Origin of the sequence: Micromonospora sp. NPDC048842, assembly GCF_040649935.1 — a bacterium.
Lineage (GTDB): Bacteria > Actinomycetota > Actinomycetes > Mycobacteriales > Micromonosporaceae > Micromonospora > Micromonospora hortensis.
The window spans coordinates 152323-174798 of record NZ_JBEZGK010000006.1; the positions used below are offsets into that span (position 1 = coordinate 152323).

The 22476-nt window shown below is 72.3% G+C and carries 26 protein-coding genes; 14 read left to right on the top strand and 12 right to left on the bottom strand.

Annotated features, from left to right (window positions below; genetic code table 11):
- Nucleotides 1–291: 291 nt before the first annotated feature.
- The 3 genes from AB0C19_RS11005 to AB0C19_RS11015 all read right to left on the bottom strand — a co-directional run bounded on the left by AB0C19_RS11005 (nt 292) and on the right by AB0C19_RS11015 (nt 3137).
- A complete protein-coding gene (locus AB0C19_RS11005) occupies nt 292–2025 on the bottom strand; it encodes a DEAD/DEAH box helicase (RefSeq protein WP_357182753.1) in 1734 nt (577 codons plus the stop codon).
- 190 nt (nt 2026–2215) lie between these two features.
- Complete coding sequence (locus AB0C19_RS11010; protein ID WP_357182758.1) at nt 2216–2878, bottom strand: trimeric intracellular cation channel family protein; 663 nt, start codon at nt 2876–2878, stop codon at nt 2216–2218.
- A gap of 40 nt (nt 2879–2918) precedes the next feature.
- Entirely contained in the window at nt 2919–3137 is a 219-nt protein-coding gene (locus AB0C19_RS11015) for a DUF3039 domain-containing protein (RefSeq protein ID WP_007456912.1), read from the bottom strand.
- A gap of 88 nt (nt 3138–3225) precedes the next feature.
- Between AB0C19_RS11015 and AB0C19_RS11020 the strand changes: the two genes are divergently transcribed.
- Nucleotides 3226–4161 (top strand): pseudouridine-5'-phosphate glycosidase, encoded by a 936-nt coding sequence (locus AB0C19_RS11020; protein ID WP_357182761.1) that lies wholly within the window; start codon nt 3226–3228, stop codon nt 4159–4161.
- Nucleotides 4158–5057 (top strand): PfkB family carbohydrate kinase, encoded by a 900-nt coding sequence (locus AB0C19_RS11025; RefSeq protein ID WP_357182764.1) that lies wholly within the window; start codon nt 4158–4160, stop codon nt 5055–5057. The genes AB0C19_RS11020 and AB0C19_RS11025 overlap by 4 nt, the downstream gene beginning before the upstream one ends.
- A gap of 53 nt (nt 5058–5110) precedes the next feature.
- Here the strand turns inward: AB0C19_RS11025 and AB0C19_RS11030 are convergent, their stop codons facing one another.
- On the bottom strand, nt 5111–5470 hold the full coding sequence (locus AB0C19_RS11030) for a DUF3099 domain-containing protein (protein ID WP_030337423.1): 360 nt from the start codon (nt 5468–5470) through the stop codon (nt 5111–5113).
- Between the two features lie 104 nt (nt 5471–5574).
- Here AB0C19_RS11030 and AB0C19_RS11035 point away from each other — a divergent pair, with 104 nt between their 5' ends.
- On the top strand, nt 5575–5859 hold the full coding sequence (locus AB0C19_RS11035; RefSeq protein WP_357182766.1) for a hypothetical protein: 285 nt from the start codon (nt 5575–5577) through the stop codon (nt 5857–5859).
- Nucleotides 5860–5876: 17 nt separating this feature from the next.
- On the top strand, nt 5877–6188 hold the full coding sequence (locus AB0C19_RS11040; protein ID WP_124858894.1) for a hypothetical protein: 312 nt from the start codon (nt 5877–5879) through the stop codon (nt 6186–6188).
- A gap of 28 nt (nt 6189–6216) precedes the next feature.
- On the opposite strand, the gene AB0C19_RS11045 is transcribed toward AB0C19_RS11040, so the two are convergent.
- Nucleotides 6217–6807: an HhH-GPD-type base excision DNA repair protein gene (locus AB0C19_RS11045; protein WP_357182769.1), complete on the bottom strand. Its 591-nt coding sequence runs from the start codon at nt 6805–6807 to the stop codon at nt 6217–6219.
- Between AB0C19_RS11045 and AB0C19_RS11050 the strand changes: the two genes are divergently transcribed.
- The 3 genes from AB0C19_RS11050 to dtd are packed head-to-tail and all read left to right on the top strand — an operon-like array spanning nt 6797 to nt 9829.
- A complete protein-coding gene (locus AB0C19_RS11050) occupies nt 6797–7885 on the top strand; it encodes a CPBP family intramembrane glutamic endopeptidase (RefSeq protein ID WP_357182772.1) in 1089 nt (362 codons plus the stop codon). The genes AB0C19_RS11045 and AB0C19_RS11050 overlap by 11 nt on opposite strands.
- Before the next feature lie 37 nt (nt 7886–7922).
- Nucleotides 7923–9407 (top strand): methyltransferase, encoded by a 1485-nt coding sequence (locus AB0C19_RS11055; RefSeq protein ID WP_357182775.1) that lies wholly within the window; start codon nt 7923–7925, stop codon nt 9405–9407.
- Nucleotides 9407–9829, top strand: a complete 423-nt coding sequence (gene dtd, locus AB0C19_RS11060) for a D-aminoacyl-tRNA deacylase (protein ID WP_357182778.1) — start codon at nt 9407–9409, stop codon at nt 9827–9829. The genes AB0C19_RS11055 and dtd overlap by 1 nt, the downstream gene beginning before the upstream one ends.
- A 106-nt stretch (nt 9830–9935) precedes the next feature.
- Here the strand turns inward: dtd and AB0C19_RS11065 are convergent, their stop codons facing one another.
- A complete protein-coding gene (locus AB0C19_RS11065; protein ID WP_357183152.1) occupies nt 9936–10724 on the bottom strand; it encodes a sporulation protein in 789 nt (262 codons plus the stop codon).
- A gap of 245 nt (nt 10725–10969) precedes the next feature.
- On the opposite strand from AB0C19_RS11065, the gene sigB reads away from it, so the two are divergent.
- From sigB to AB0C19_RS11085, 4 genes are all read left to right on the top strand, one after another.
- Nucleotides 10970–11974, top strand: coding sequence for an RNA polymerase sigma factor SigB (sigB, locus tag AB0C19_RS11070; RefSeq protein WP_357182781.1), 1005 nt, complete (start codon nt 10970–10972; stop codon nt 11972–11974).
- Between the two features lie 121 nt (nt 11975–12095).
- Nucleotides 12096–12476: a metalloregulator ArsR/SmtB family transcription factor gene (locus AB0C19_RS11075; protein ID WP_357182784.1), complete on the top strand. Its 381-nt coding sequence runs from the start codon at nt 12096–12098 to the stop codon at nt 12474–12476.
- Nucleotides 12473–12979, top strand: a complete 507-nt coding sequence (locus AB0C19_RS11080) for an SRPBCC domain-containing protein (RefSeq protein WP_357182786.1) — start codon at nt 12473–12475, stop codon at nt 12977–12979. Before AB0C19_RS11075 ends, AB0C19_RS11080 begins: the two co-directional genes overlap by 4 nt.
- Nucleotides 12976–13383, top strand: a complete 408-nt coding sequence (locus AB0C19_RS11085) for a VOC family protein (RefSeq protein ID WP_357182789.1) — start codon at nt 12976–12978, stop codon at nt 13381–13383. Before AB0C19_RS11080 ends, AB0C19_RS11085 begins: the two co-directional genes overlap by 4 nt.
- A gap of 10 nt (nt 13384–13393) precedes the next feature.
- On the opposite strand, the gene AB0C19_RS11090 is transcribed toward AB0C19_RS11085, so the two are convergent.
- Genes AB0C19_RS11090 through AB0C19_RS11100 form a run of 3 tightly spaced genes read right to left on the bottom strand, consistent with a single transcriptional unit; the run spans nt 13394 to nt 18064 of the window.
- Nucleotides 13394–15949, bottom strand: a complete 2556-nt coding sequence (locus tag AB0C19_RS11090; RefSeq protein ID WP_357182792.1) for a GNAT family N-acetyltransferase — start codon at nt 15947–15949, stop codon at nt 13394–13396.
- A gap of 24 nt (nt 15950–15973) precedes the next feature.
- A complete protein-coding gene (locus AB0C19_RS11095; protein WP_357182795.1) occupies nt 15974–17155 on the bottom strand; it encodes an acetoin utilization protein AcuC in 1182 nt (393 codons plus the stop codon).
- 48 nt (nt 17156–17203) lie between these two features.
- Nucleotides 17204–18064 (bottom strand): sulfurtransferase, encoded by an 861-nt coding sequence (locus AB0C19_RS11100; protein ID WP_357182798.1) that lies wholly within the window; start codon nt 18062–18064, stop codon nt 17204–17206.
- Nucleotides 18065–18164: 100 nt separating this feature from the next.
- Between AB0C19_RS11100 and AB0C19_RS11105 the strand changes: the two genes are divergently transcribed.
- Complete coding sequence (locus AB0C19_RS11105) at nt 18165–18854, top strand: metal-dependent transcriptional regulator (protein ID WP_357182801.1); 690 nt, start codon at nt 18165–18167, stop codon at nt 18852–18854.
- A 32-nt stretch (nt 18855–18886) separates the two neighbouring features.
- Here AB0C19_RS11105 and AB0C19_RS11110 read toward each other — a convergent pair whose 3' ends face one another.
- Both AB0C19_RS11110 and AB0C19_RS11115 read right to left on the bottom strand, forming a co-directional pair.
- A complete protein-coding gene (locus AB0C19_RS11110; protein ID WP_357182803.1) occupies nt 18887–19435 on the bottom strand; it encodes a hypothetical protein in 549 nt (182 codons plus the stop codon).
- Between the two features lie 92 nt (nt 19436–19527).
- Entirely contained in the window at nt 19528–19788 is a 261-nt protein-coding gene (locus AB0C19_RS11115) for a DUF5522 domain-containing protein (RefSeq protein WP_357182806.1), read from the bottom strand.
- A 146-nt stretch (nt 19789–19934) separates the two neighbouring features.
- On the opposite strand from AB0C19_RS11115, the gene AB0C19_RS11120 reads away from it, so the two are divergent.
- Entirely contained in the window at nt 19935–20498 is a 564-nt protein-coding gene (locus tag AB0C19_RS11120) for a dihydrofolate reductase family protein (RefSeq protein WP_357182809.1), read from the top strand.
- Nucleotides 20499–20552: 54 nt separating this feature from the next.
- Nucleotides 20553–21494 carry a MerR family transcriptional regulator gene (locus AB0C19_RS11125; protein ID WP_357182812.1) on the top strand — a complete coding sequence of 314 codons (942 nt, stop codon included), beginning with the start codon at nt 20553–20555 and terminating at the stop codon, nt 21492–21494.
- 45 nt (nt 21495–21539) lie between these two features.
- Here AB0C19_RS11125 and AB0C19_RS11130 read toward each other — a convergent pair whose 3' ends face one another.
- On the bottom strand, nt 21540–22475 hold the full coding sequence (locus tag AB0C19_RS11130; RefSeq protein ID WP_357182815.1) for a DUF2332 domain-containing protein: 936 nt from the start codon (nt 22473–22475) through the stop codon (nt 21540–21542).
- Nucleotide 22476: the final 1 nt, after the last annotated feature.

Here is a 22476-nt window from a genome sequence, read left to right on the forward strand (position 1 = left end):
ACACCAAGCACGGCCGGCCGCTGACACCACGCACGACCAACGGCGACACCAGGCACGACCGGCCGCTGACACCACGCACGACCAACGGCGACACCAGGCACGACCGGCCGCTGACACCACGCACGACCAACGGCGACACCAAGCACGACCGGCCGCTGACACCACGCACGACCAACGGCGACACCAGGCACGACCAACGGCGACACCAGGCACGGCCGGGCGGTGGCGATGAAGCCGGACCTGATCGTCTACACGGCCGACACGGCGCAGCCCGCCCACGGCCGGGCGGGTCTAGAGGGTCTGCACTGTGGCGATGCGTTCCTCAAGCTGCTCGATGGTGGCCTGGGCGCTCGGCGGGCCACCGCAGAGCCGGCGCAGCTCGGCATGGATCTTGCCGTGCGGTTGGCCGGTGCGGTGGTGTCGGGCGGCCACCAGAGCGTTCAGTTGGCGCCGGAGCGCCACGCGACGCTGGGCGGCGCTCATGGGTGCGGGTGGCGCTGCCGTGGCCGCAGCGGCCGGCTGAGCGGCCCCGTCGGCCGTACGACGGCGTTGGGCGGCCAACTGTGCGGCCTGTCGCTTGGTCAGCAGCAGCGAGACCTGGTCGGCGGTGAGCAGACCGGGCAGGCCAAGGTATTCCTCTTCCTCGGGGGTCCCGGCCTGGGCCGCGGTGCCGAACGACGCGCCGTCGAAGATCACCTGGTCCAGCTCGGCGGTGGCCGAGAGCGCCGCGAACCGCTTCTCCAGTTCCCCGCTGGCCTGGTCGTCGCGCTGCGCGCGTTCCAACAGGTCGTCGTCGAAACCGTCGGCTTCCTTGGGTTTACCGAGTACGTGGTCGCGCTCGGTTTCCATCTCGCTGGCCAACCCGAGCAGGTGCGGCACGCTGGGCAGGAACACCGACGCGGTCTCCCCGGACCGGCGGGCCCGCACGAACCGGCCGATCGCCTGAGCGAAGTAGAGCGGCGTGCTGGCGCTGGTGGCGTAGACCCCGACCGCCAGTCGCGGGATGTCGACCCCCTCGGACACCATCCGCACCGCTACCAACCACCGCTGGTCGGACGCCGCGAACGTCGCGATCCGGGCGGACGCGCCCTGGTCGTCGGAGAGCACCACGGCGGCCTTCTCGCCGGTCACCTGCTCGATCAGCTTGGCGTACGAGCGGGCGGTCTGCTGGTCGGTGGCGATGATCAGACCACCGGCGTCGGCCATGCCCGCGTTGCGCAGCACTGTGAGTCGGGCGTCGGCGGCCCGCAGCACCTGCGGCATCCAGTCGCCGGCGGGGTCCAGGGCGGTACGCCAGGCCTGCGCCACCAGGTCCTGGGTCATCGGCTCGCCCAGCCGGGCCGCCAGCTCCTCCCCCGCGTTGGTACGCCAGCGGGTCTCCCCGGAGTACGCCAGGAAGAGCACCGGCCGGACCACGCCGTCGCGCAGCGCGTCGGAGTAGCCGTACACCGAGTCGGCGCGGGAGCGCAGCAGCCCGTCCCCGCCCCGCTCGTAGCTGACGAACGGGATCGGGTTGTCGTCGGAGCGGAACGGTGTCCCGGTGAGCATCAGCCGGCGTACGGCGGGTTCGAAGGCGTTCTTCACCCCGTCGCCCCAGGACCGGGAGTCGCCGGCGTGGTGGATCTCGTCGAGGATGACCAGGGTCCGTCGGGTCATGGTGCGTCGCCGGTGCACCTGCGGGGCCATCCCCACCTGCGCGTAGGTGACCACAGCGCCGTGGAAGTCGGCCGCGGAGTGCAGGTCGGCGTTGCGGAAGGCGGCGTCGAGTTGGATGCCCACCCGGGCCGCGGCGTCAGACCACTGGTTCTTCAGGTGCTCGGTCGGCGCGACCACGGTGACCGCCTCGATGGTGCCGTCACCGAGCAGCTCGGCCGCGATCCGCAGGGCGAAGGTGGTCTTGCCGGCGCCGGGCGTGGCGACCGCGGTGAAGTCCTCACTGCGGCGACGCAGGTACTCCACCAGGGCCTTGCGCTGCCAGGCGCGTAGCGCCGGGAACGTCTCGAGCACCGGCGTCCGGGCTGCCACGCGAAGCTCCTCTCCGACCGCACGATGGCGGACCCCGGGCGAGGGCCACGAGGATCCGCCGCCCATGAAAACGCCTCCGCGCAGAAGCTGCCGCGAAGGCCGACTCAGCATAACCAGCACGGGCCGTCGGGCCCAGGCGACGCCACGCTGGTCACAATCCCGCACCCAAACGAACAGCGGCCCGACCGTCTCACCACTCGCGGTCGGTGCGTGGATCCGCCCCTTCGGCGCGCGGCGGGCGCAGTGTGGCCACCGGCGCGGACCAGCGTCGACGCAGCGCGATCAGGCGTAGCCCGAAGACCAGGACGGCGGCTGCGGTGAGCGGCGCGGGGCCGGTCTGCCCGGTGACGTACAGGAGCACCACCAGGATCGAACCGGCCAGCGCGGCCAGCGCATAGATCTCCCGGCGCAGCACGACCGGGATCTCGGCGGTGAGCAGGTCGCGGCCGAGCCCGCCGCCGATCGCGGTGAGCATGCCGATCAGGCAGGCGCCGACCGCCGGTACCCGGGCGTCGAGCGCCTTGAGCGTGCCGGTGACTGTGAACAGCGCCAGGCCGGCCGCGTCCAGCACCAGCACTGTGGTGCGCAGTCGGGCCAGTTGCGGGTGCAGCCAGAAGACGGCGAGTGCGGTGATCGCGGCGGTGGCGACGTACCGCCAGTCGGCGAAGGCCAGCGGCGGCACCTCGTCGATGACCAGGTCCCGGAAGATCCCACCGCCGAGGGCGGCCACGAAGCCGACGAACGCGACGCCGAACAGGTCCAGTCGCTTGGCCACCGCCGCCGAGGCCCCGGACGCGGCGAACACCGCCACCCCGGTCAGGTCGGCGAGGAGCAGGGCGGTGGAGGTGGTCACCGCCGCAGGCTACGTCGCCGGCCGGAGCACCGGCCGAGGTTCACTCACGGTACGAGTCGTAGATCTCCTTGCACTTGGGGCAGACCGGTGAACCCGGCTTGGCCGCCTTGGTGACCGGGAAGGTCTCGCCGCAGAGAGCGACGACGAAAGTGCCCATGACGGCGCTCTCGGCGATCTTCTCCTTGCGGACGTAATGGAACATCTCGGGACCGGTATCGGCGTCCTTCAGCTCCGGACGCTCGAGAACCTCTGTGCTCACGTCTGCACCTCCAACCGACAAGTTTGGCAGGTCATCACGGCCGGGTCCACTTGAGGCCGGCCGAGGCTCCACCCCGTACGGTGCCCGTGTGACTGACTTTCACATCAGCTACGGCACCGAGGTCGCCGAAGCGCTGCGCGACGGCCGGCCCGTCGTCGCCCTGGAGAGCACCATCGTCTCGCACGGTCTGCCCCGACCGGAGAACCTGCGCGTGGCCAGGGAGATCGAGCGGACGGTTCGGGACGCCGGGGCCGTTCCGGCGACGATCGGCATGATCGCCGGCAAGCTGGTGGTCGGCCTGGACGACGCCCAGCTGACCCGGCTGGCCACCGTCGACGGCGTGACCAAGCTCTCCGTCCGCGACCTCGCTGTGGCCGCCGCGACCGGCGCGGACGGGGCGACCACGGTGGCCGCTACCAGCGCGGTGGCCGCAGCCGCCGGCATCGGCGTGTTCGCCACGGGCGGGCTGGGCGGGGTGCACCGGGAGGCCGCGCACACCTTCGACGAGTCGGCGGACCTGGTCACCCTGGCGCAGACCCCGATCGCGGTGGTCTGCGCCGGAGTCAAGTCGATCCTCGACGTGGGCGCGACGCTGGAGCGCCTGGAGACCCTCGGGGTCGCTGTGGTCGGTTACCGCACCCGCCGGTTCCCCGGCTTCTACCTGACCGACGCCGGCTTCGACCTGGACTGGTCGGTGGACTCGCCGGAGCAGGTCGCCGCCGTGCTCGCCGCCCGCGACGAGCACGCCGTGCACACCGGCGGGCTGCTCATCGCCAACCCGCTGCCGGTCGACGAGCAGCTCGACCCGGAGCTGCACGACCGGACGCTCACCGAGGGCCTGGCCCTGCTGGAGCGGGACGGGATCACCGGAAAGGCCGTCACCCCGTACCTGCTCGCGCACTTCCACTCGGCCACCGAGGGCGCGAGCCTGGCGGTGAACGTGCGGATCATCCTGCGCAACGCCGACCTGGCCGCGCGGATCGCGGTCGCCTCGGTGGCCCGCGGCACCGCCGTCCCGGCATGACCCGACCGGCCCGGATGGTCGTCGTCGGGGACGTGATCACCGACGTGGTCGCCGTGTTGTCCGGGCCGCTCGCGGCCGGCTCGGACACCGGGGCGGCAATCAGTCTCGGCGGCGGCGGTCAGGCGGCCAACACCGCCGCCTGGATCGCCGCGCAGCGGGTGGACGTCACGCTCGTCGGGGCCGTCGGTCACGACGACGCCGGGCGGGACCGGGTGGCCGAGCTGGAGCGGGCGGGCGTCGACTGCGCCATCGAGCGGGTCGAGGGTGCCTCGACCGGCACTGTCATCGTGTTGGCCGCCGACGACGAGCGCACCATGGTCAGCCAGCGGGGCGCGAACCTGCGGCTGAGCGCCGCGCACGTCGAGCAGGCCCTCGCGGCGGCGCCCGACGCTGGGCATCTGCACCTGTCCGCGTACACCCTGTTGGACGCGGAGTCGCGCGGCGCGGGGCTGCGGGCGTTGGCCGCCGCCCGCGAGCGCGGGCTGACCATCAGCGTCGACGCGGCCTCCGCGGCGCCGTTGCGGCGGGTCGGCGCGGCGGCGTTCCTGAGTTGGGTACGGGACATCGACCTGCTCCTGGTCAACGCGGACGAGGCCACGGTGCTGGCCGGCGGCCTGGACCCGGCGGCGCAGGGGCGGGTGCTGTCGGCGACGGCTCGGCGGGTGGTGGTGAAGCGCGGCGCGGCCGGCGCGGTCTGGGTGGACCGCACCACGCCGGTCTGCGTGGCTCCGGCCAGCAGGGTGGCGGTGGTGGACGTCACGGGCGCTGGCGACGCGTTCGCGGCCGGTCTGCTCACCGCGTGGCTCGCCGGAGCCACCCCGACCGCGGCACTGAGCCGCGCCACCGACCTGGGCGCGCTTGCCGTCTCCACCGCCGGGGCTCGGCCACAGGCGTAGCGGCCGTCACCCGGCCACAGCCCCGACTGCTCGAACCCTGGCCCGTTCGCGGGTCAGGGTTCGACGTCGATGACCTTGTGTGGGCGCTCCTCGGCGGTGAGGCTCATCGGCGGGGTGTCGTCCTGTTGGCGGGGGTGGAACCGGTTGGCCAGCCGGTGCTCTTCCTTCGGCGGCCGGTCGTTGGCCAGCAGCACGGCCAGCCAGGGGATGAGCACCATGCCGAGGCCGCACAGAGGCAGCCAGAGCCAGAGCAGTGGGGCGTTCGCACCGACCAGGATCGCGCCGACGATGATGCACAGCACCCGGATGCCCATCATCAGGACATAGCGGCGCTGGCGACTGTTGAGCTGATCGTCCTGGCTGCGCGAGGCGTCGGTGATCAGAATCGGCTGGTACGCCTGACGCTTCACCATGGACCTCCTCGAGGGGGTTACGCCTCATCCTGTCACCGCAGGTCCGTGATCAGCGAACTTCGACTCATCCCGCCGCGTGTTACGCGCGTGGTACGCTCCGCGATGTGGGCAGCAGGTTCAGCTTCACCGACGAGGCGTTGGCCAACCTGAGGGTCTACGACGTCACACCCGGGGAAGTCTGGGAAGCGCTGCACAGCGCCCGACGGGTCATCCGTCATCTGGGTGACGACGTGATGGTGGTCTACGCCGCCGCCCGCCGGGGCCGCAGGCTGGCGATTCTGCTCGCCGAGGCCGATGGCACCGACAACGACTGGGACATTCTCTCCGCCCGCGAGTTGAGCGACGTCGAGTCCAAGCGCTACGACGAGGCCGTGCGGAGATCTCGGTAGATGAGGAGGCCGTGACGATGCACCGTAACGACGCGACCAAGCAGTTCCACGGTGGCGGCGAGCGAATCGCCGAGCTGATCGACGAGAGCCCGGCGGCGGAGCTACCCACCCCCGACAGCGACGTGCCGATGGTGAGCCGCTCGGTGCGGCTGCCACTGGACACCTACGAGCGGGTTCGCGCCGCCGCCGACGCGCGGGGCATCGGGGTCACCACGCTGATGCGCCAGTGGATCGAGGCCGGCCTGGCCGACCTCGACGACTCGGCGACCGTTTCGCTGGCCGACGTCCGACGCGCGCTGGCCTCGCTGGCGCACCCCACCGCCGCCTGAGCAGACCGCCCCGCACCAGGCCGGTCGGTCAGCCGCCGGCGGTCTTCGCCTTGGCAGCCGCCTTCATCTGCTGCTTGAACTCCCGCACCCGACGCAGCGAATCGGCGTCGGTGACGTCGGCCACCGACCGGTACGCGCCCGGGTCGCCGTAGTCTCCGGCCGCCTTCCGCCAGTCCTGCGGGGTCACCCCGAACCGCTTGCCGAGCAGGGCCACGAAGATCTGTGCCTTCTGCTTGCCGAAGCCGGGCAGCGCGGAGACCCGGCGCAGCAGTTCCGGTCCGTCGGCGACCTCGGCCCAGAGCAGCGTCGCGTCACCGTCGTACCGCTCCACCAGCACCTGGCAGACCTCCTGCACCCGGGCCGCCATGGCCTTGGGAAACCGGTGCAACGCGGGCGGCTGGGCGAAGAGCGCGACCAGGGCCTCCGGGTCGTACCCGGCCAGCTCCGCCGCGTCCAGCTCATGACCGAGCCGCTGCTGAAGCACGTACGGCGAGGAGAACGCCTTCTCCATCGGAATCTGTTGGTCCAAGACCATGCCGAGCAGCAGCGCCAGCGGGCTGCGCTCCAGCAGCCGGTTGGCCTCCGGGTCGATGGGCAGCACAAGCGTCATGCGGACCATCCTGCCTGGCGTACCGAGCCGGACGGACACCGACGCTCCGATCGTCCAGGGCAGGTGGCGCCCGCATGCCACGCTCGACGCCATGTTGTGGAGCGCCCCGCCCGGTTCCCCGTACCACCGGCTCGGCCGCACCGAGCGGCACCGCTGGTGGCGGCCTCTGGTCGGCACCGTCGCGCTGGTCGTCTCGGCGTTGGTGATCGTCTGCCTGCTCTTCGGCGTCGCCGCCGTCGTGGCCGAGCTCACCGACCGCCCGTACGACGCCGACGGGCTGCCGACCTTCGGCCCGATTCCGGACACCGCGCTGCTGATCGCCTCGCTGGCACTGCTGCTCCCACTGCTGTTCGGCGCCGCCTGGCTCGTGCAGCGCCGACCCGCCGGCACGCTCTCCTCGGTGCTCGGCCGACTGCGGTGGAGTTGGCTCGGCCGCTGCCTGCTGATCGCCACACCGCTGATCATCGTCATGCTGGTCGGCGCGGGACTCCTGCTCAGTCTGACCGGCGAGAGCGCGATACCCGCCCCGGACACGTGGGTGGGTTTGCCGGAATTCGCCGCCGGGCTGCTGATGGTCCTCCTGCTGGTGCCGTTCCAGGCCGCCGCGGAGGAGTACGCCTTCCGCGGCTGGCTGTTGCAGGCCGTCGGCGCGTACCTGCGCACGCCCTGGCCCGGGATCGCCCTCCAGGCGGTGCTCTTCGCCGCCGCGCACGGTTGGGGCAGCGGCTGGGGTTTCCTGGACCTGGCCTTCATGGGCGTGTTGTTCGGCTGGCTGACGGTGCGAACCGGCGGGCTCGAGGCCGCGATCGCGCTGCACGTGGTGAACAATCTGTTCGCCTTCACCCTGGCGGCGGCGTTCGGCGGGCTCAGCGCCGACGAGACGATGGCCGACGCCCCGTGGCAGGTCATCGTCGTCGACGTGTTGGCCCTGTCGGCGTACGCCCTGGTCGTCGACCGGTTGGCCGCGCGTCGGGGGCTGGCGACAGTCGTACCGCCGGCCCTGGTCGTGGCGGTGCCCGGCGCGCCCTCGGCCCCGACCGGTGCGCAGCCGAGGCTGCCGGGCGTGGGGGTCGAATCTCGCGGGTGATGCTGGCTTCCTCCGCGACGGCAGGCAGGATGTCGGGGTGGACGAACACGACATGCTGCTCTCCCCCGCCGGTGTCGACGCGCTGCGGGCCGCGCTGACCCAGAACGGGTTCACCAGCCACGGCATCGCCGAGCGGCTGGGCGCCCAGGCGACCGCGGCGGTCGCCCGCAACGACTACCGGGCCGCGCTGCGCGCCACCGAGGACGGCGACCCGCTCGGCACCCTGATCCGGCTGTTCATCTGCGCCCAGACCGAGTCGGAGGCGGCGGTGACCGCCGCGCTGGCGCCGCTGAGCCTGGCCGAGGCCCTCGCGGGCGGGCTGGTCGAGCGGTACGGCGCCGGCCTGCGTGCCGGCGTCGACCTGGAGCCGTACGGCGAGGACTGGTGGGTGCTCGCCGACGTGCCGGCCAGCGCCCGCCCGGGTCGTCCGTTGCACGCCGAGCACGTCCTCGGCGTCGGCGGGGCAACCCACACCCTGATCGGCGCGACCATGCGCCGGCCGGTCGACACCGCGCTGGACCTGGGCACCGGCTCCGGCATCCAGGCCCTGCACCTGGGCACCCACGCCAGGTCGGTGACCGCCACCGACCTCTCCGAGCGGGCGCTGCGCTTCGCCGCGACCACCGCCGCCCTCAACGGTCAGGACTGGGAGCTGCTCCGCGGCGACCTGGTCGCCCCGGTGGCCGGTCGGCGGTTCGACCTGGTGGTGAGCAACCCACCGTTCGTGGTCGGCCCGGGTACGACCACGCACGTGTACCGCGACTCCGGCCGGGTCGGTGACGCGATCGGCGCCGAACTGGCCGCCGCCGCCCCGGGCCTGCTCACCGAGGGCGGCACCATGCAGTACCTGGCGAACTGGGTGCACGTCGCGGGCGAGGAGTGGGACGAGCGGGTGGCTGGCTGGTTCGCCGGGACCGGCCTGGACGCCTGGGTGATCCAGCGCGAGGTGGCCGACCCGATGGCGTACGTCGACCTGTGGCTCACCGACGTCGGCGAGACCGCCGACCCGCAACGGATGGCCGCCTGGCTGGACTGGTTCGACGCGCACAAGGTGGAGGGCATCGGCTTCGGCATCGTGTCACTGCGTCGGAGTGGGCACGCCGACCCGGTGGTCCGGGTGGAAGATCTGCGCCAGCGGGTGCAGCCACCGCTGGGCGACCGGGTCGCCGCCTGGTTCGACCGCCAGGACTTTCTCCGGGTACGCGACACCGAGGCGTTGCTCGCCGAGCGCTACCGGGCCGCCGAGGGCCTCCAACTGCGACAGGAGGCCACCATGGGCGACGAGGGCTGGGGGGTGGACCGGCAGGTCCTCGCGATGCCGCACGGCCTGCGCTGGACCGAGGAGATCGACCCGCTGGTGCTGGCGCTGGTCGGTGGCGCCGACGGCCGGCTGCCGCTGCGTGACCAGCTCGCCCTGCTGGCCGCCGCGCACGACGTCGAGCCCGACGAGATGGCCGAGGCCGCCGGCCCGATCGTGGCGCACCTGGTGGAGCGCGGCTTCATCGAGCCGGTGAGCGCCTGATGCGAGCGGTGGTGCAGACCGTTGGGCGGGCCAGCGTGACGGTGGACGGCGAGGTGGTCGGCGCCATCGAGAGCGGCCTGCTGGTGTTGCTCGGGGTGACCCACACCGACACCGCGGACACCGCTCAGACGATGGCCCGCAAGGTGCACGAGGTGCGCATCCTGGACGGTGAGCGGTCCGCCGCCGACACCGGCGCGCCGATCCTGGTGGTCAGCCAGTTCACCCTCTACGGCGACACCCGCAAGGGCCGCCGACCGAGCTGGACCGCCGCCGCCCCCGCCGAGGTCGCCGAGCCACTGGTGACAGCGGTGGTCGACGCCCTACGCGAACGCGGTGCGAAGGTCGAGACCGGTCGCTTCCGCACCCACATGCTCGTGGAAAGCACCAACGTAGGACCCCAAACCCTCCTCCTAGACCTCTAACCCCACCCCCGCCTCTGTTGATCACAAAGTTATCGCCACGACACGCCGGGGCGGCGGGCAACAACTTCATGATCAACGGACGGGGAGTCCGGTGGGGTGGGTGGGGTTAGGAGAAGAGGCCTCGACGGGTTAGCGACTGGCGGAGCCAGTTGTCGAGTTCGGCGGTCCAGTCGGTGCGGTCGGCGGTGGCGTGGTCGACAGTGAACCGGCCGAAGGCGTCCCTGCCCTCGGTGAAGACACCGCCGCGCTTGTCGACCTCCAGCACCACCTGCATCTGCTGCGCGTCCGCGATGAAGGTGACCTCCAACTGGTTGATCGAGCGGGCGTACTGCGGCGCCGGGCTGAACTCGATCTCCTGGTAGAACGGCAACCTCTGGCGTACGCCGTAGATGTGGCCACGCTCCACATCGGCGCGCGCGAACCGGAAGCCCAGCCGCAGCAGCGCGTCCAGCAGTCGCTCCTGCGCCGGCAGCGGGTGCACCGACACGGCGTCGAGGTCACCCTTGTCGACCGCGCGAGCGACCTCCAACTCGGTACGCAGACCCATCGTCATCCCGTGCAGGTGCTGCCCGTACAGCTCGGTGACCGGTGTCTCCCACGGCACGTCGAAGCGGAACGGGAGGTCGTAGCGCTGCCCCGGCTCCAGCCGGAACGCGCCGGTGACCTGCTGGCGGTGGAACTCCTGAGTGGTGTCGTAGTCGTTGTCGCCGCTCTCCACCTCGACCCGGGTGACGAGGCCGAGGGCGACGTGGTCGATGTCGACCTGGTGGTCGCCGCCCAGCACCTGGATCCGACCCTCCAAATGGCCGCCCGGGCGGCAGCTCGGGTTGGCCAGCACCGTCTCCACCGACGGACCACCGACGCCCATCGCCTTCATGAGCCGCTTGAAGACCACACCGTCCTCCAACTGTCGTTTCCAACCGACCAGAGGTGGCCGGCCGTCCGCAACGTAGCCGGGGCGGGCAACCACACACTCCGACGACACACCGCACCAGCGATCCGACGCAATTCCTGTCGGGTGCCCGATCGCCTCACTCCCGTTTTACGCCCCGCCCGCCAAGCTGTTGTTCACACCGGCACCACTGGGCCGGGAACACGGCACCGACGTGGAAACGGGGAGAGACAGAGATGGTCCTTCAGATGACGGAACACCGGACGCGCCCGGCCACCACGACCGACACCGACCGGGCCTCCGAGGCCCTCGTCGACCTGGACGCCACCGACGAGCGCGGCATCTCCACCGACCTGGTCCGGGCCTACCTCAACGGAATCGGCCGGACGAAGCTGCTGACCGCCGCGCAGGAGGTCGACCTGGCCCGGCGCATCGAGGCCGGCCTGTTCGCCGGCGAGAAGCTGGCCACCTGCACCCCGGTCTCCGCGGAGCTGCGCGCCGACCTGGAGCTGATCGTCGCCGAGGGTCGGGCGGCCAAGGACCACCTGTTGGAGGCGAACCTGCGGCTGGTGGTCAGCATCGCCAAGCGCTACACCGGCCGTGGCATGGCGTTTCTCGACCTGATTCAGGAGGGAAACCTCGGTCTGATCCGGGCCGTGGAGAAGTTCGACTACGCCAAGGGCTACAAGTTCTCCACGTACGCCACCTGGTGGATCCGACAGGCCATCACCCGCGCCATGGCCGACCAGGCCCGCACCATCCGCATTCCCGTGCACATGGTCGAGCAGGTCAACCGGATGGTCCGGGCCCGCCGCGAACTGGCGGTGACGCTGGGCCGCGAACCGACGGTCGCCGAGGTGGCCCGCGCATTGGAAATCCCCGAGATCCAGGTCATCGAGCTGATCTCCTACGACCGGGAACCGGTCAGCCTGGACCAGGCCGTGGGCGACGACGGTGAGAGCGCGCTCGGCGACTTCGTGGCCTCGGTGGATCCGCGTACCGAGCCGGGCGACGCCGCCGCCCAGGGCGAGCTGCGCAACGAGGTCAGCATCGTGCTCTCCACCCTGTCCCAGCGGGAACAGGCGGTCATCCGCCTCCGGTTCGGCCTGGACGACGGCCGCCAGCGCACCCTGGACGAGGTCGGCCGGGAGTTCGGCCTGTCCCGGGAGCGGATCCGGCAGATCGAGAAGGTGACGCTGCTGAAGCTGCGCGACCCGGAGCGGGCCCAGCGCCTGGAGGCGTACGCCTGCTGACGCACCCGGTTCCCACGGAAGGCCCTGGCGGTTCGCCGGGGCCTTCCGTGCTGTCGGGGTGCTTGACGAAGACGCCCATCCACGATACAAACCAACTGGTTATTAAACCAGGAGGTTATAGGTGGCGGACACGGAGTTGTTGGATGCGACCTTCGCGGCGCTGGCCGACCCGACCCGGCGGGCCATCCTCGCCCGGCTCGCGGCCGGGGAGGCGACCGTGACGGAGCTGGCGGCACCCTTCGCGATGAGCCAGCCGGCCATCTCCAAGCACCTCAGGGTGCTGGAACGCGCTGGTCTCGTCAGCCGGGGGCGGGACGCCCAGCGCCGACCCTGCCGCCTGGAGGCCCGACCGCTGCGGGAGGCGACGGCCTGGCTCGCCGACTACCGCGACTACTGGGCGGAGAGCTACCAACGCCTCGACGTACTGCTCGACGAACTCCAGTCCGTCGACCGGACCGGCACCGAGCGTCGGCCCGCCAGACCGAACGGAACGGGCGGTTGACCAACGTCGACGATCCGCTCGTCGTCCACACCCCGGGTGATCGGGAGATCGTGCTGAGTCGGCTGTTCGAGGCACCGGCACAGCTGGTGTTCGCCGCCTTCACCCGACCCGAACTGCTGGTCCGGTGGTACGGCGCGCGCGGCTGGAGGCTGACGGCGTGCGACGTCGACCTGCGGGTCGGCGGGCGGTGGCGGTTCGTGTCGCAGGGCTCGGAGGGCGCGCAGATGGTCCAGGCAGGGGTCTACCGGCAGATCGAGCCACCGCACCGTCTGGTCTACACCGAGCTGTTCGACGACCAGTCCTACCCGGGCGAGACGCTGGTCAGCCACGAGTTCACGGAATTGGCCGGGCGAACGACTGTCACCACCACGCTGCTCTACGCCACCGCGAAGGGGCGGGACACCGTGTTGCGCTATCCGATGACCCGGGGGGTCGGGCAGAGCTTCACCCGACTGGCCGACCTGCTGCACTCGACAACGACGACAAAGAAAGAGCACCCATGAACTGGACACTCGAAGTGGTGATCGTCCCGGTCTCCGATGTGGAGCGGGCGAAGAAGTTCTACGCCGACCAGCTCGGCTTCACTGTCGATCACGACACGGTGATCAGCGACGAGGCGCGCATCGTCCAGCTGACGCCGCCCGGCTCCGGCTGCTCGATCGTGATCGGCAAGGGCGTCGTCGCGGACATGCCGCCCGGCTCGCTCAAGGGCCTGCAACTGGTGGTGCCCGACCTGAAGCGGGCCCACGAAGAGCTGGTCGAACGTGGGGTGGAGGTGAGTGAGATCCAGGTGGTGGGTCAGAACCCCCGGCCGGTGCCGGATCCGCTGGACAACGTCGGCTTCGTCTTCTTCGCCGACCCGGACGGCAACACCTGGGGCGTCCAGCAGATCTCCAGCCGCGCCTGACGATTCACGCTCACAGACGGCGGGGGCCGGTGTCCGGGCGGGCGACCACGCCACCCACCCCTACCTGCACGTGCAGGATCGAGATGCCATCCGGGCGGGCGAGCACCGGGTTGAGGGTCAGCGAGCGTACCCGGGGCTGTTCGTCGGCGAGCTGACCCACCCGCAGCAGCAGGTCGGCCAGGGCCGCCCGGTCGACCGGCGCCGCCCCGCGGTGCCCGTGCAGCAGCGGCGCCGCCCGAGGCTCGTCGACCAGCTCGGCCGCGTCCCGGTCGGTCAGCGGCACCGCCCGCCAGGCCCGATCGCCGAGCAGTTCGGTGGCGACCCCGCCCAGGCCGAAGCCGACCACCGGCCCGAACGCGGGGTCTTCCACCACCTCCACGACGCAGGCCACGCCGGGCGGGACCATCGGCTGGACCAGCGCGTCCGCGCCGAAGGTCGCCGCCAGGTCGGTGTACGCCCGGCGGAGGGTCGGCTCGTCGGGCAGGTCCAGCCGGACCGCGCCGAGGTCGAGCCGGTGCCGCAGCCCGGGGGCAGCCGCCTTGAGCGCCACCGGGAAGCCCAGCCGCGCCGCAGCGTCGACAGCGGCGTCGACCGAGTCGACGGACACCGAGGGCACCACGTCGATGCCGTACGCGGCCAGCAGCGCACCCGGGTCGGTGGCGTCGGCCCGGAGCGCGGCCTGCGCGGCGGCCCGATCGAGGTCGGGCAGCTCCGGTGCCACCCCGGGCGGGCGGCGAAGCCACTCGGCGTACCGGTGCGCGCGGGCGAGCGCGCGGACCGCCTCCTCCACGCCGCCGTACGCCGGCACGCCCGGCGGCAGCCGCCCGACCAGGAACGTCGCCACTGTCGGCTTACCCAGCGCGAGGGCGGCCGGCAGCGCGGCGGTCACGTCGGCGTCCACCTCGGTCAGCTGGCCGGGTAGCGGCGGGGCGAAGACCACCACCAGGGCGTCCACCCGTTCGTCAGCGGCCGTCTCGGCGAGCGCGGCGGCGAACTCGGCGGCGCCGGCACTCGGCCCGACGTCGCGCGGATAACCGTCGACCACGCTCAGGCCGTGCCCGACGCAGGCCGTCGCGGCGAGCCCGGTGAGGGCCGAGGAGTTGCCCACCACACCGACCCGGCCGCCGGCCGGCAGCGGCTGGTTGGCCAGCAGCACACCCACGTCGAGCAGCTCCGGCACGGTGTCCACCCGAATCACCCCGGACTGGGCGAAGAGCGCCGCCACCGCCACCTCGTCCGGCCCGACGGCGTCACCGACCCCGGGCGGGCGGGCCGGCGAGGCGAGCGCGACGACGGGTTTGGCGCGGCCGATCCGCCGAGCCAACCGGGCGAACTTGCGCGGGTTTCCGAAGGTCTCCAGGTAGAGCATGATCACGTCGGTGCCGGGGTCGTCCTGCCAGTACTGCAGGAGGTCGTTGCCGGAGACGTCGGCCCGGTTGCCGGCCGAGACGAAGCTCGACAGCCCGAGGCCCCGCCGGTCCGCCTCGGCGAGCAGCGCCACCCCGAACGCACCGGACTGACTGAAGATGCCGACCCGACCGGCCGGCGGTAACGCCGGGGCGAGGGTGGCGTTGAGGCGTACCGTCGGGTCGGTGTTGGCCACGCCCAGGCAGTTCGGGCCGACGACCCGCATCCCGGCCGCGTGCGCCGCGCGGACCAGCGCCCGCTGGGTGGCCGCGCCCTCGCCGCCGGCCTCGGCGAAGCCGGCCGAGATGACCACCAGGCCGTGCACCCCAGCGGCGGCGGCGTCGGCGACCACGGCGGTCGCCGCCTCCGGTGGGACCGCGACCACCGCCAGGTCCACCGGCGCTCCGGCATCTACCGCCGACGGGTACGCGGGCAGGCCCGCAACTGTCGACGCGCTCGGATGCACAGGCACCACAGCACCGGTGAACCCGCCGTCGCGCAGGTGCCCGAGCACCGCCGCGCCGACGCCCTGGCCGGTGGCGCTGGCACCGTAGACGACGATGCCGCGTGGGGCGAGCAGCCGCGCGATCGAGCGGGCCTCGGTGCGGTGCTCCCGGCCGCGCTGCACCTCCAGGCTGGCCTCGGTGGGCGCGATGGGGAAGCTCAGGTGGACCACACCGTCGGCGTACTCGCGCTGTACCTGGTAACCGAAGTCGGCGAAGACCCGCAGCATCGTCCCGTTGGCAGGCAGCACCTCCGCGACGAAGCTCATGATGTCGTTGCGGCGGGCCGCGTCGGCCAGGTGTTCCATCAGCACCGAGCCGATCCCCCGCCCCTGGTAGGCGTCCTCCACCACAAAGGCCACCTCCGCCTCGGGGGCCTGCGGGCCGAGCCGCTCGTACCGGCCGACAGCGACGATCTGGTCGGCGGCCAGCACCACGAACGCCTCCCGGTCGTGGTGGTCCACAGTGACGAACCGGATCAGATCCCGTTCCGGGATGCGCGGGTACGGAGAGAAGTACCGCAGGTAACGGGTGCGCTCGGAGAACCGGCTGTGCATCGCCACGATGCCCGGCGCGTCGGCCGGGTCGATCGGTCGCAACTGGACAGTGCTGCCATCGCTGAGCAGCACGTCGACCGGTTGGTCCACTGTCGTCACCGGAACGCCCTCCCCCGGCCCGGCTCAGTCCCGTGGATCGTGCGGGTCGAGCCCGAGCAGCGGGAAGACCGTCTTGCGGGTGGCCGCGATCGCCCGGTCCACAGCGTTCGGCTCGCCGGTCGGCTGCCACGGCTCGTACGACGGGTCGGCGTCGTCGGTCATCCGCAGCGGTATCTCCCGGCCCAGACGGCGGGAGGCGACCAGGTCCCGCCACGCGGGTGGGGTGAGCGTGGCCGGGTCGATCGGGTCACCAGTGGCCACTGCCAGCAGGTGACTCCAGGCCCGGGGCACCACCTCGACGAGCGCGTACCCGCCGCCGCCGGTGGCCACCCACCGGCCGTCGCACAACTCGTCGGCGAGCGCCCGCAACGCCAGGTAGGTGGCCCGCTGGCCGTCCACAGTCAGGTTCAGGTCGGCGAGCGGATCCAGCCGGTGCCCGTCGGCGCCGCACTGGCTGACCAGCACCTGCGGCCGGAACGCACGCAGCACCGACGGCACGATCGCGTGGAACGCGCGCTGCCAACCGCTGTCGTCGACACCCGGCGGCAACGGCATGTTGACAGCGGTGCCCTGCGCACCCGGCCCACCCGTCTCGTCCGGAAAACCCGTGCCGGGGAAGAGCGCCAGCGGGGTCTCGTGCAGGCTGACCGTCAGCACCCGCGGGTCGTTCCAGAAGATGTCCTGCACCCCGTCGCCGTGGTGCACGTCGACGTCCACATATGCGACCCGCTCGGCGCCCAGGTCGAGCAGGCGGGCGATGGCCACCGCGGGGTCGTTGTAGACGCAGAAGCCGGAGGCTCGGGCGGACATCGCGTGGTGCAGCCCACCGGCCACGTTCACCGCCCGGCGGGCGTCGCCGCGCCAGACCGCCTCGGCGGCGGCCACCGTCGCGCCGGCGATGAGCGCGCTGGACTCGTGCATACCCTCGAAGACCGGGTTGTCGGAGGTGCCCAGCCCGTACCCGGCGAAGAGCGGGTCGCGCGGCGCGTTACGCACCGCGGCGAGGTAGGCCGGCTCGTGCACCCGGGTGAGCAGGGCATCGTCGGCGGGCTCCGGCTTGACCATCCGCACCCCGGGCCGATTCAGGATGCCCAGCTCGCGGGCGAGCGCGATGGTCAGCTCCACCCGGACCGGGTCGAGTGGATGGTCACCCATGTCGTAGGCGAGCAGCGACTCGTCCCACACCACCACAGTGTCGTCGGACATGAGCCCATCGTCGCACGAGGACCGGCGCCGGCCCACCGCACGCGCTGGTCAGCGGCCGGGTGTCGACCCGGAGGCGACCGGCCGGGCCGGGTCGGCCACCCAGTTGCTCCACGATCCGACGTAGAGCGCGGCGGCCGTGCGGCCGGCCAGGTGCAGCGCGAGCACCGCCTGGGCGGCGGTCACCCCCGAGCCGCAGTACGCCCCGACGGCTCGTGCCTCGGTTACCCCGGCGGCGGCGAACCGCTCACTCAACACGTCGGCGGCCAGGAAACGGCCGTCCGGCCCGACGTACTCCCCGGCGGGCAGGTTCGCCGCTCCCGGCACGTGCCCGGCGACCGGGTCGATCGGCTCGACCTCGCCCCGGTAGCGGGGCGCCGCCCGTACGTCGAGCAGCACGGCGTCGTCCGCGGCGGCCAGCGCGGCGGCCTGCCCGGCGTCGAGCACCGGGAGATCACCGGGGCGCACCACGACGTCACCGGGGGGTGGGGCGGGCGCGTCGGTGGAGACGGGCCGGCCGGCGGCGACCCAGGCCGGGTAGCCGCCGTGCAGCAGGCGTACCGGCCGGTGACCCGCCCAACGCAGCGTCCACCAGGCCCGCGAGGCGGCCAGGCCGTCGCCGCCGTCGTACACCACGACCGGGTGACCGGCGCGGACGCCGGCGGCCCGCAGCGCGGCCTGCAACGCGGCCGGGTCGGGCAACGGGTGCCGGCCGCCGGCGCCCGGCGCCCCACAGAGCGCGGTGTCCAGGTCGACGAAGACCGCCCCGGGCAGGTGGCCGGCGAGATAGTCGTCGCGCCCGGGCGGGCCGATGAGCCGCCAGCGGACGTCGAGCAGGGTGGGCGGATCGACCTGGTCGAGCTCGTTGACGAGCCGATCGACCTCGACCAACGGCTCCTGGGTACCGGACATGGCGACCATCCAACACCATTCGTGTAGACGGCACGCGGTTCGGCGGCGGTCGCCAGTCGTTCACCGAGGTAACATCGTGCACCGGAGGGCCGCTGACCTTATGAAGTCTCACGACCTGGTCGACACGACCGAAATGTACCTGCGCACCATCCTCGAGTTGGAAGAAGAGGGGGTGCCACCGCTGCGTGCCCGGATCGCCGAGAGGCTGCAGCAGAGTGGCCCCACGGTGAGCCAGACCGTCGCCCGGATGGAGCGCGACGGCCTGCTCACAGTCGAGGGCGACCGGCACCTGACGCTCACCGCACTGGGTCGCGGCAGCGCCGTGTCCGTGATGCGCAAGCACCGCCTCGCCGAACTGCTTCTGGTCAACGTCATCGGGATGCCCTACGAGGAGGCCCACGAGGAGGCCTGCCGTTGGGAGCACGTGATGAGCGACGCGGTGGAGAAGCGGGTCTACGACCTGCTCAACCGGCCGACCCGTTCCCCGTACGGCAACCCGATCCCCGGGCTTCAGGAGCTGGGCTCGCCGGCGGCCGAGGCCACAGATGCCGCCGAGGGCGAGCGCAACCTGGCCTTCCCCGGCCTCTCCGGGTCGGTAGTGGTGCGCCGGATCTGCGAGAGCGTGCAGAAGGACGCCGACGTGCTGCGCCAACTCCACGCCGCCGGTGTCGACCCGGGCGCCACTGTGACAGTGGCCCAGGAGCGCGACGGGGTGTCGATCGACCGCTCCGGTGACCGGGTGCGACTGCCCCGCGAGGTCGCCTCCCGGGTCTTCGTCGCCGCCAACTGAGCAAACGGGCTGAGCAATCGGGCACCCGGGCGTCACAACGCCCGGGTGTCCACCTTTTTCGCCAACGCGGTCAGGTCACCGGTCAGTTTCTCCACCGCCGAGCGCTCACTGCCGCGGGCCGTGGTCCAGCTCACCGTGGCCAGCCGTCCATCGCCGGCGAGCCAGCCCACCTCGGCGACCGGCCCATGCCCGCTCGCCGCGGCGGTGGTCCGCTTGTACGCCTGCTGACCCAGGCCGGTGACCTTCGCCGCCTTGTCCGGCACCACGTCCGCGCCGAAGCTGACCTTGTCGACAGTGGTCTCGGTCACGCTGAGCGTCAACTCCGGCAGGGTGGCACCCGCGGCCCGGACCACACAGGTGTGGGTGTCGCCCTGTTCGCTGGCCGCCGCCACGTCGAAGCGGACCTTCACCACCTGCTCGATCACCGTGAAGTCCAGCAGACGGCAGGCGCCGCCCGAGGAGGCCGCCGCCACGTCCACAGCGATCGGCACCGGCGGCGGCACCGCCACCGGTTCCGCCTCGTCGGCACAGCCACTCACCAGCAGCCCGGCCAGCCCGGCGACCACGATCCGATCGCGCACACTCAACCCTCTCGCCGACCGACGGCGGAAGGCGCCCGCCAGATGTCCGTCGGACACCGTACGGGGTGTCGGTGTCGGGCGGAAGTCCTCGTTTACACCGATTCCGAGGGTGGATCATTCACGTACGGACAGTGACGGCAGCCGCGCCCGCAGCACGTGCCACGGCGGGCCAGGAAACCGGCACTGAGCACGAACAGCCCGCTCGCCGGGTCGAGGTAACCGGCCTCACCGGCGGCCAACGCGGCGGCGTGCGCGGCAAGGATCCGGGCCCGGTCAGGGTGTTCGGGCGGCAGCCGGGACGGGTGCGGCTCGGTGAGCGGCCGGTCGGCCAGGGGTCGTCGCTCTCCGGTCACCGCAGCAGTCTAGGGACGGTTCGTTGTCGGCCTCCCGCTGCCTGGTGCGCGACATGCCCCCGGCGTCGTCGCGGCGAGCGGTCGTTTCGTCGTACGGTCCGACGACGATCAGGTTCGACACCCGTCAACGCATACGGAGGGGAACGATGCGGAAGATCGTTGTGCAGATGAGCGTGTCGTTGGACGGGTTCTTCGAGGGCCCGGGCGGCGACATCGGCTGGCACCAGGTCGACGAGGAGTTGCACCAGCACTTCAACGACGTGATCGCCCCGATGGGCGGGTTCCTCAGCGGCCGGGTCAGCCACGAGTTGATGGCCGCCTACTGGCCGACCGCCGACCAGGACCCGACCGCCAGCGGCCCGGAGCGCGAGTTCGCCCGCATCTGGCGGGACATGCCGAAGATCGTCTACTCGCGCACGCTCGACCATGCCGACTGGAACGCCACCGTGGTGCGCGAGGTCGACGTCGAGCAGGTCCGCAGGCTCACCGCCGAGCCGGGCGGCGACCTGGCGCTCGGTGGGGCCGACCTGGCCGCGACGTTCGCCCGGCACGACCTGATCGACGAGTACCGGATCTACGTCCACCCGGTGCTTGTCGGTCGGGGCCGCCGACTCTTCCCCGAGGCGGACGGCCCGAGCGGCCTTCGACTCGTGGAGAGCCGTGTCTTCGGCAACGGGGTGGTTCTGCTCCGCCACCAGCGGGTCCGCTGACCGACGAGCGCAGCGGCTTGAGTCTCCACCGGGGGGAGACGCGAGGGTGGGGGCATGAGCGGGCAGACGTTTCACACGATCGGCGACCTGGCCCGACGGACCGGCCTGAGCGTCAAGACCATCCGCTACTACGCCGACAGCGGGGTCGTGCCGCCGACGGACCGGAGCCCGGCCGGCTACCGGCGGTACGGCCCGGTGGCCGTGGCCCGGTTGGAGCTGGTCCGGACGCTGCGTGACCTGGGCCTGGACCTGGCCACCATCCGGCGGGTGGTGGACCAGGAGGTACCCCTGCACGAGGTGGCCGCCGCGCACGCCGAGGCGTTGGCCGTGCAGATCCGGGTGTTGCGGCTGCGTCAGGCGGTGCTCACCGTCGCGGCGAGGCGCGGGTCGGGCCCGGCCGAGGTGGACGAGCTGCACCGACTGGCCCAGCTCACCGCCCGCGAACGAGGGCAGTTGGTGGCGGACTTCCTGGACGGCGTCTTCGCCGGCCTCGGTGACCAGCCCGCGTACCCGGGTGTGATCGTCTCGATGACACCGGAGCTTCCCGACGACCCCAGCATCGAGCAGATCGAGGCGTGGCTGGAGCTGGCCGAGCTGTGCCGGGATCCGGATTTCCGGGCCCGGATGCGGCGGCTGGTCCGGCAGCACGCCGCCGACCATCCCGTTCCGGGGCTGCCCCGCCCGGACGCCGTCGCGGTGGTCCGGGACGCGGTGGTTCCCGCCCTCGCGGCCGGTCTCGACCCGACCAGCCCGGACGCCGATCCGGTGGTCGCGGCCGTCACCGGCCGGTACGCGAACCTGCACGGTCACCCGGACGACGCCGACCTGCGTGAGCGGTTGCTCGACCGGTTGGTGCCGGCCAACGACCCTCGCCGGGACCGCTACCTCGACCTGTTGGCGGTGCTCAACGGCTGGTCCACGGGCGACGCGACGGCGCCTGCCGTGGACTGGTTCATCCGGGCCCTGCACCACCGGATGCCCGAGCCGGCTCGTTGAGCGGACCGGGTCTGGGCGGCTGGCGGCCGGGTCGGTTTGGCGGCGTCAGCCGAACCAGGTCAGCGACTGGCCGTGGCCTCTGGCCCAGGCCAGCGGCTTTCCGTCGAGCGCGAGGACGTTGTGCAGCGCGTCGCTCGGCGGGTCGGGCAGCCCGTCGTACCGGAGCACCTCCGGCCCCTCGTTCGCCACCCAGTGCCCCGGCAGCTCGCGGACCAACCGGACGAACGCGTCCCGGCGCGGAGGCGGCACCTGATAGAGCACTGACGTGTGGAAGACCACAAGCGTCGCGTCGGTCGGCGCCCGCGCGGCCAGCGCCGGCAGGTCGTCCACCAGGTCGCCGCGGACCAGCAGCGGCGGGTCGGCGACGGCGACGGCCGCCGCGGCGCGCAGCCGGGCCCGCCGGTGGGCGTGTTCCGGCCAGATCAGCGCGTCCAACCAGGACACGTCGCCGCGGTCGGTCACGTCGAGCGGGTTGAGGTCCAGGCCGGCCCGCCACACCACCTGGGGTACGCCTGTCGGCGGCACCAAGCCGTTGGCCGCGCACTCCAGGATCGGCGCACCGGAGCCGATCCGATGATCGCCGTATCGGTAGGCGTACCGGTCGGGGTAGAGGCAGAGCCCCGCCGACGCGCCGACCTCCAGCAGGGCGAGGGGCTGCGGCAACGCGGCGAGCACCGGCAACAGGACAGCGCACCGGCCCGCCTCGTTCGTCTGGGTGGCCCGGATGAGCAGCTCCGCCTCGACGGCCGGCCAGTGCGTCACCACGAAGTCGTGGAAGGTGACCGGGTCGTCGACCGGGCCACCGAGCCAGCGGACGACGCCGAACAGCAGATTCGGCTGCCGCTTGGTCGGCGGGAGCCCGTCGAGCAGGGCGAGGAGGTCGTCGTCGCGGGCGACGGCCTGCGACAGGCGCTCGTACGTGGGCGACACTCCACGCGCCTCGCGGCTGCCGAACTCGGCGTACGCCTCAGCGATCGTCATG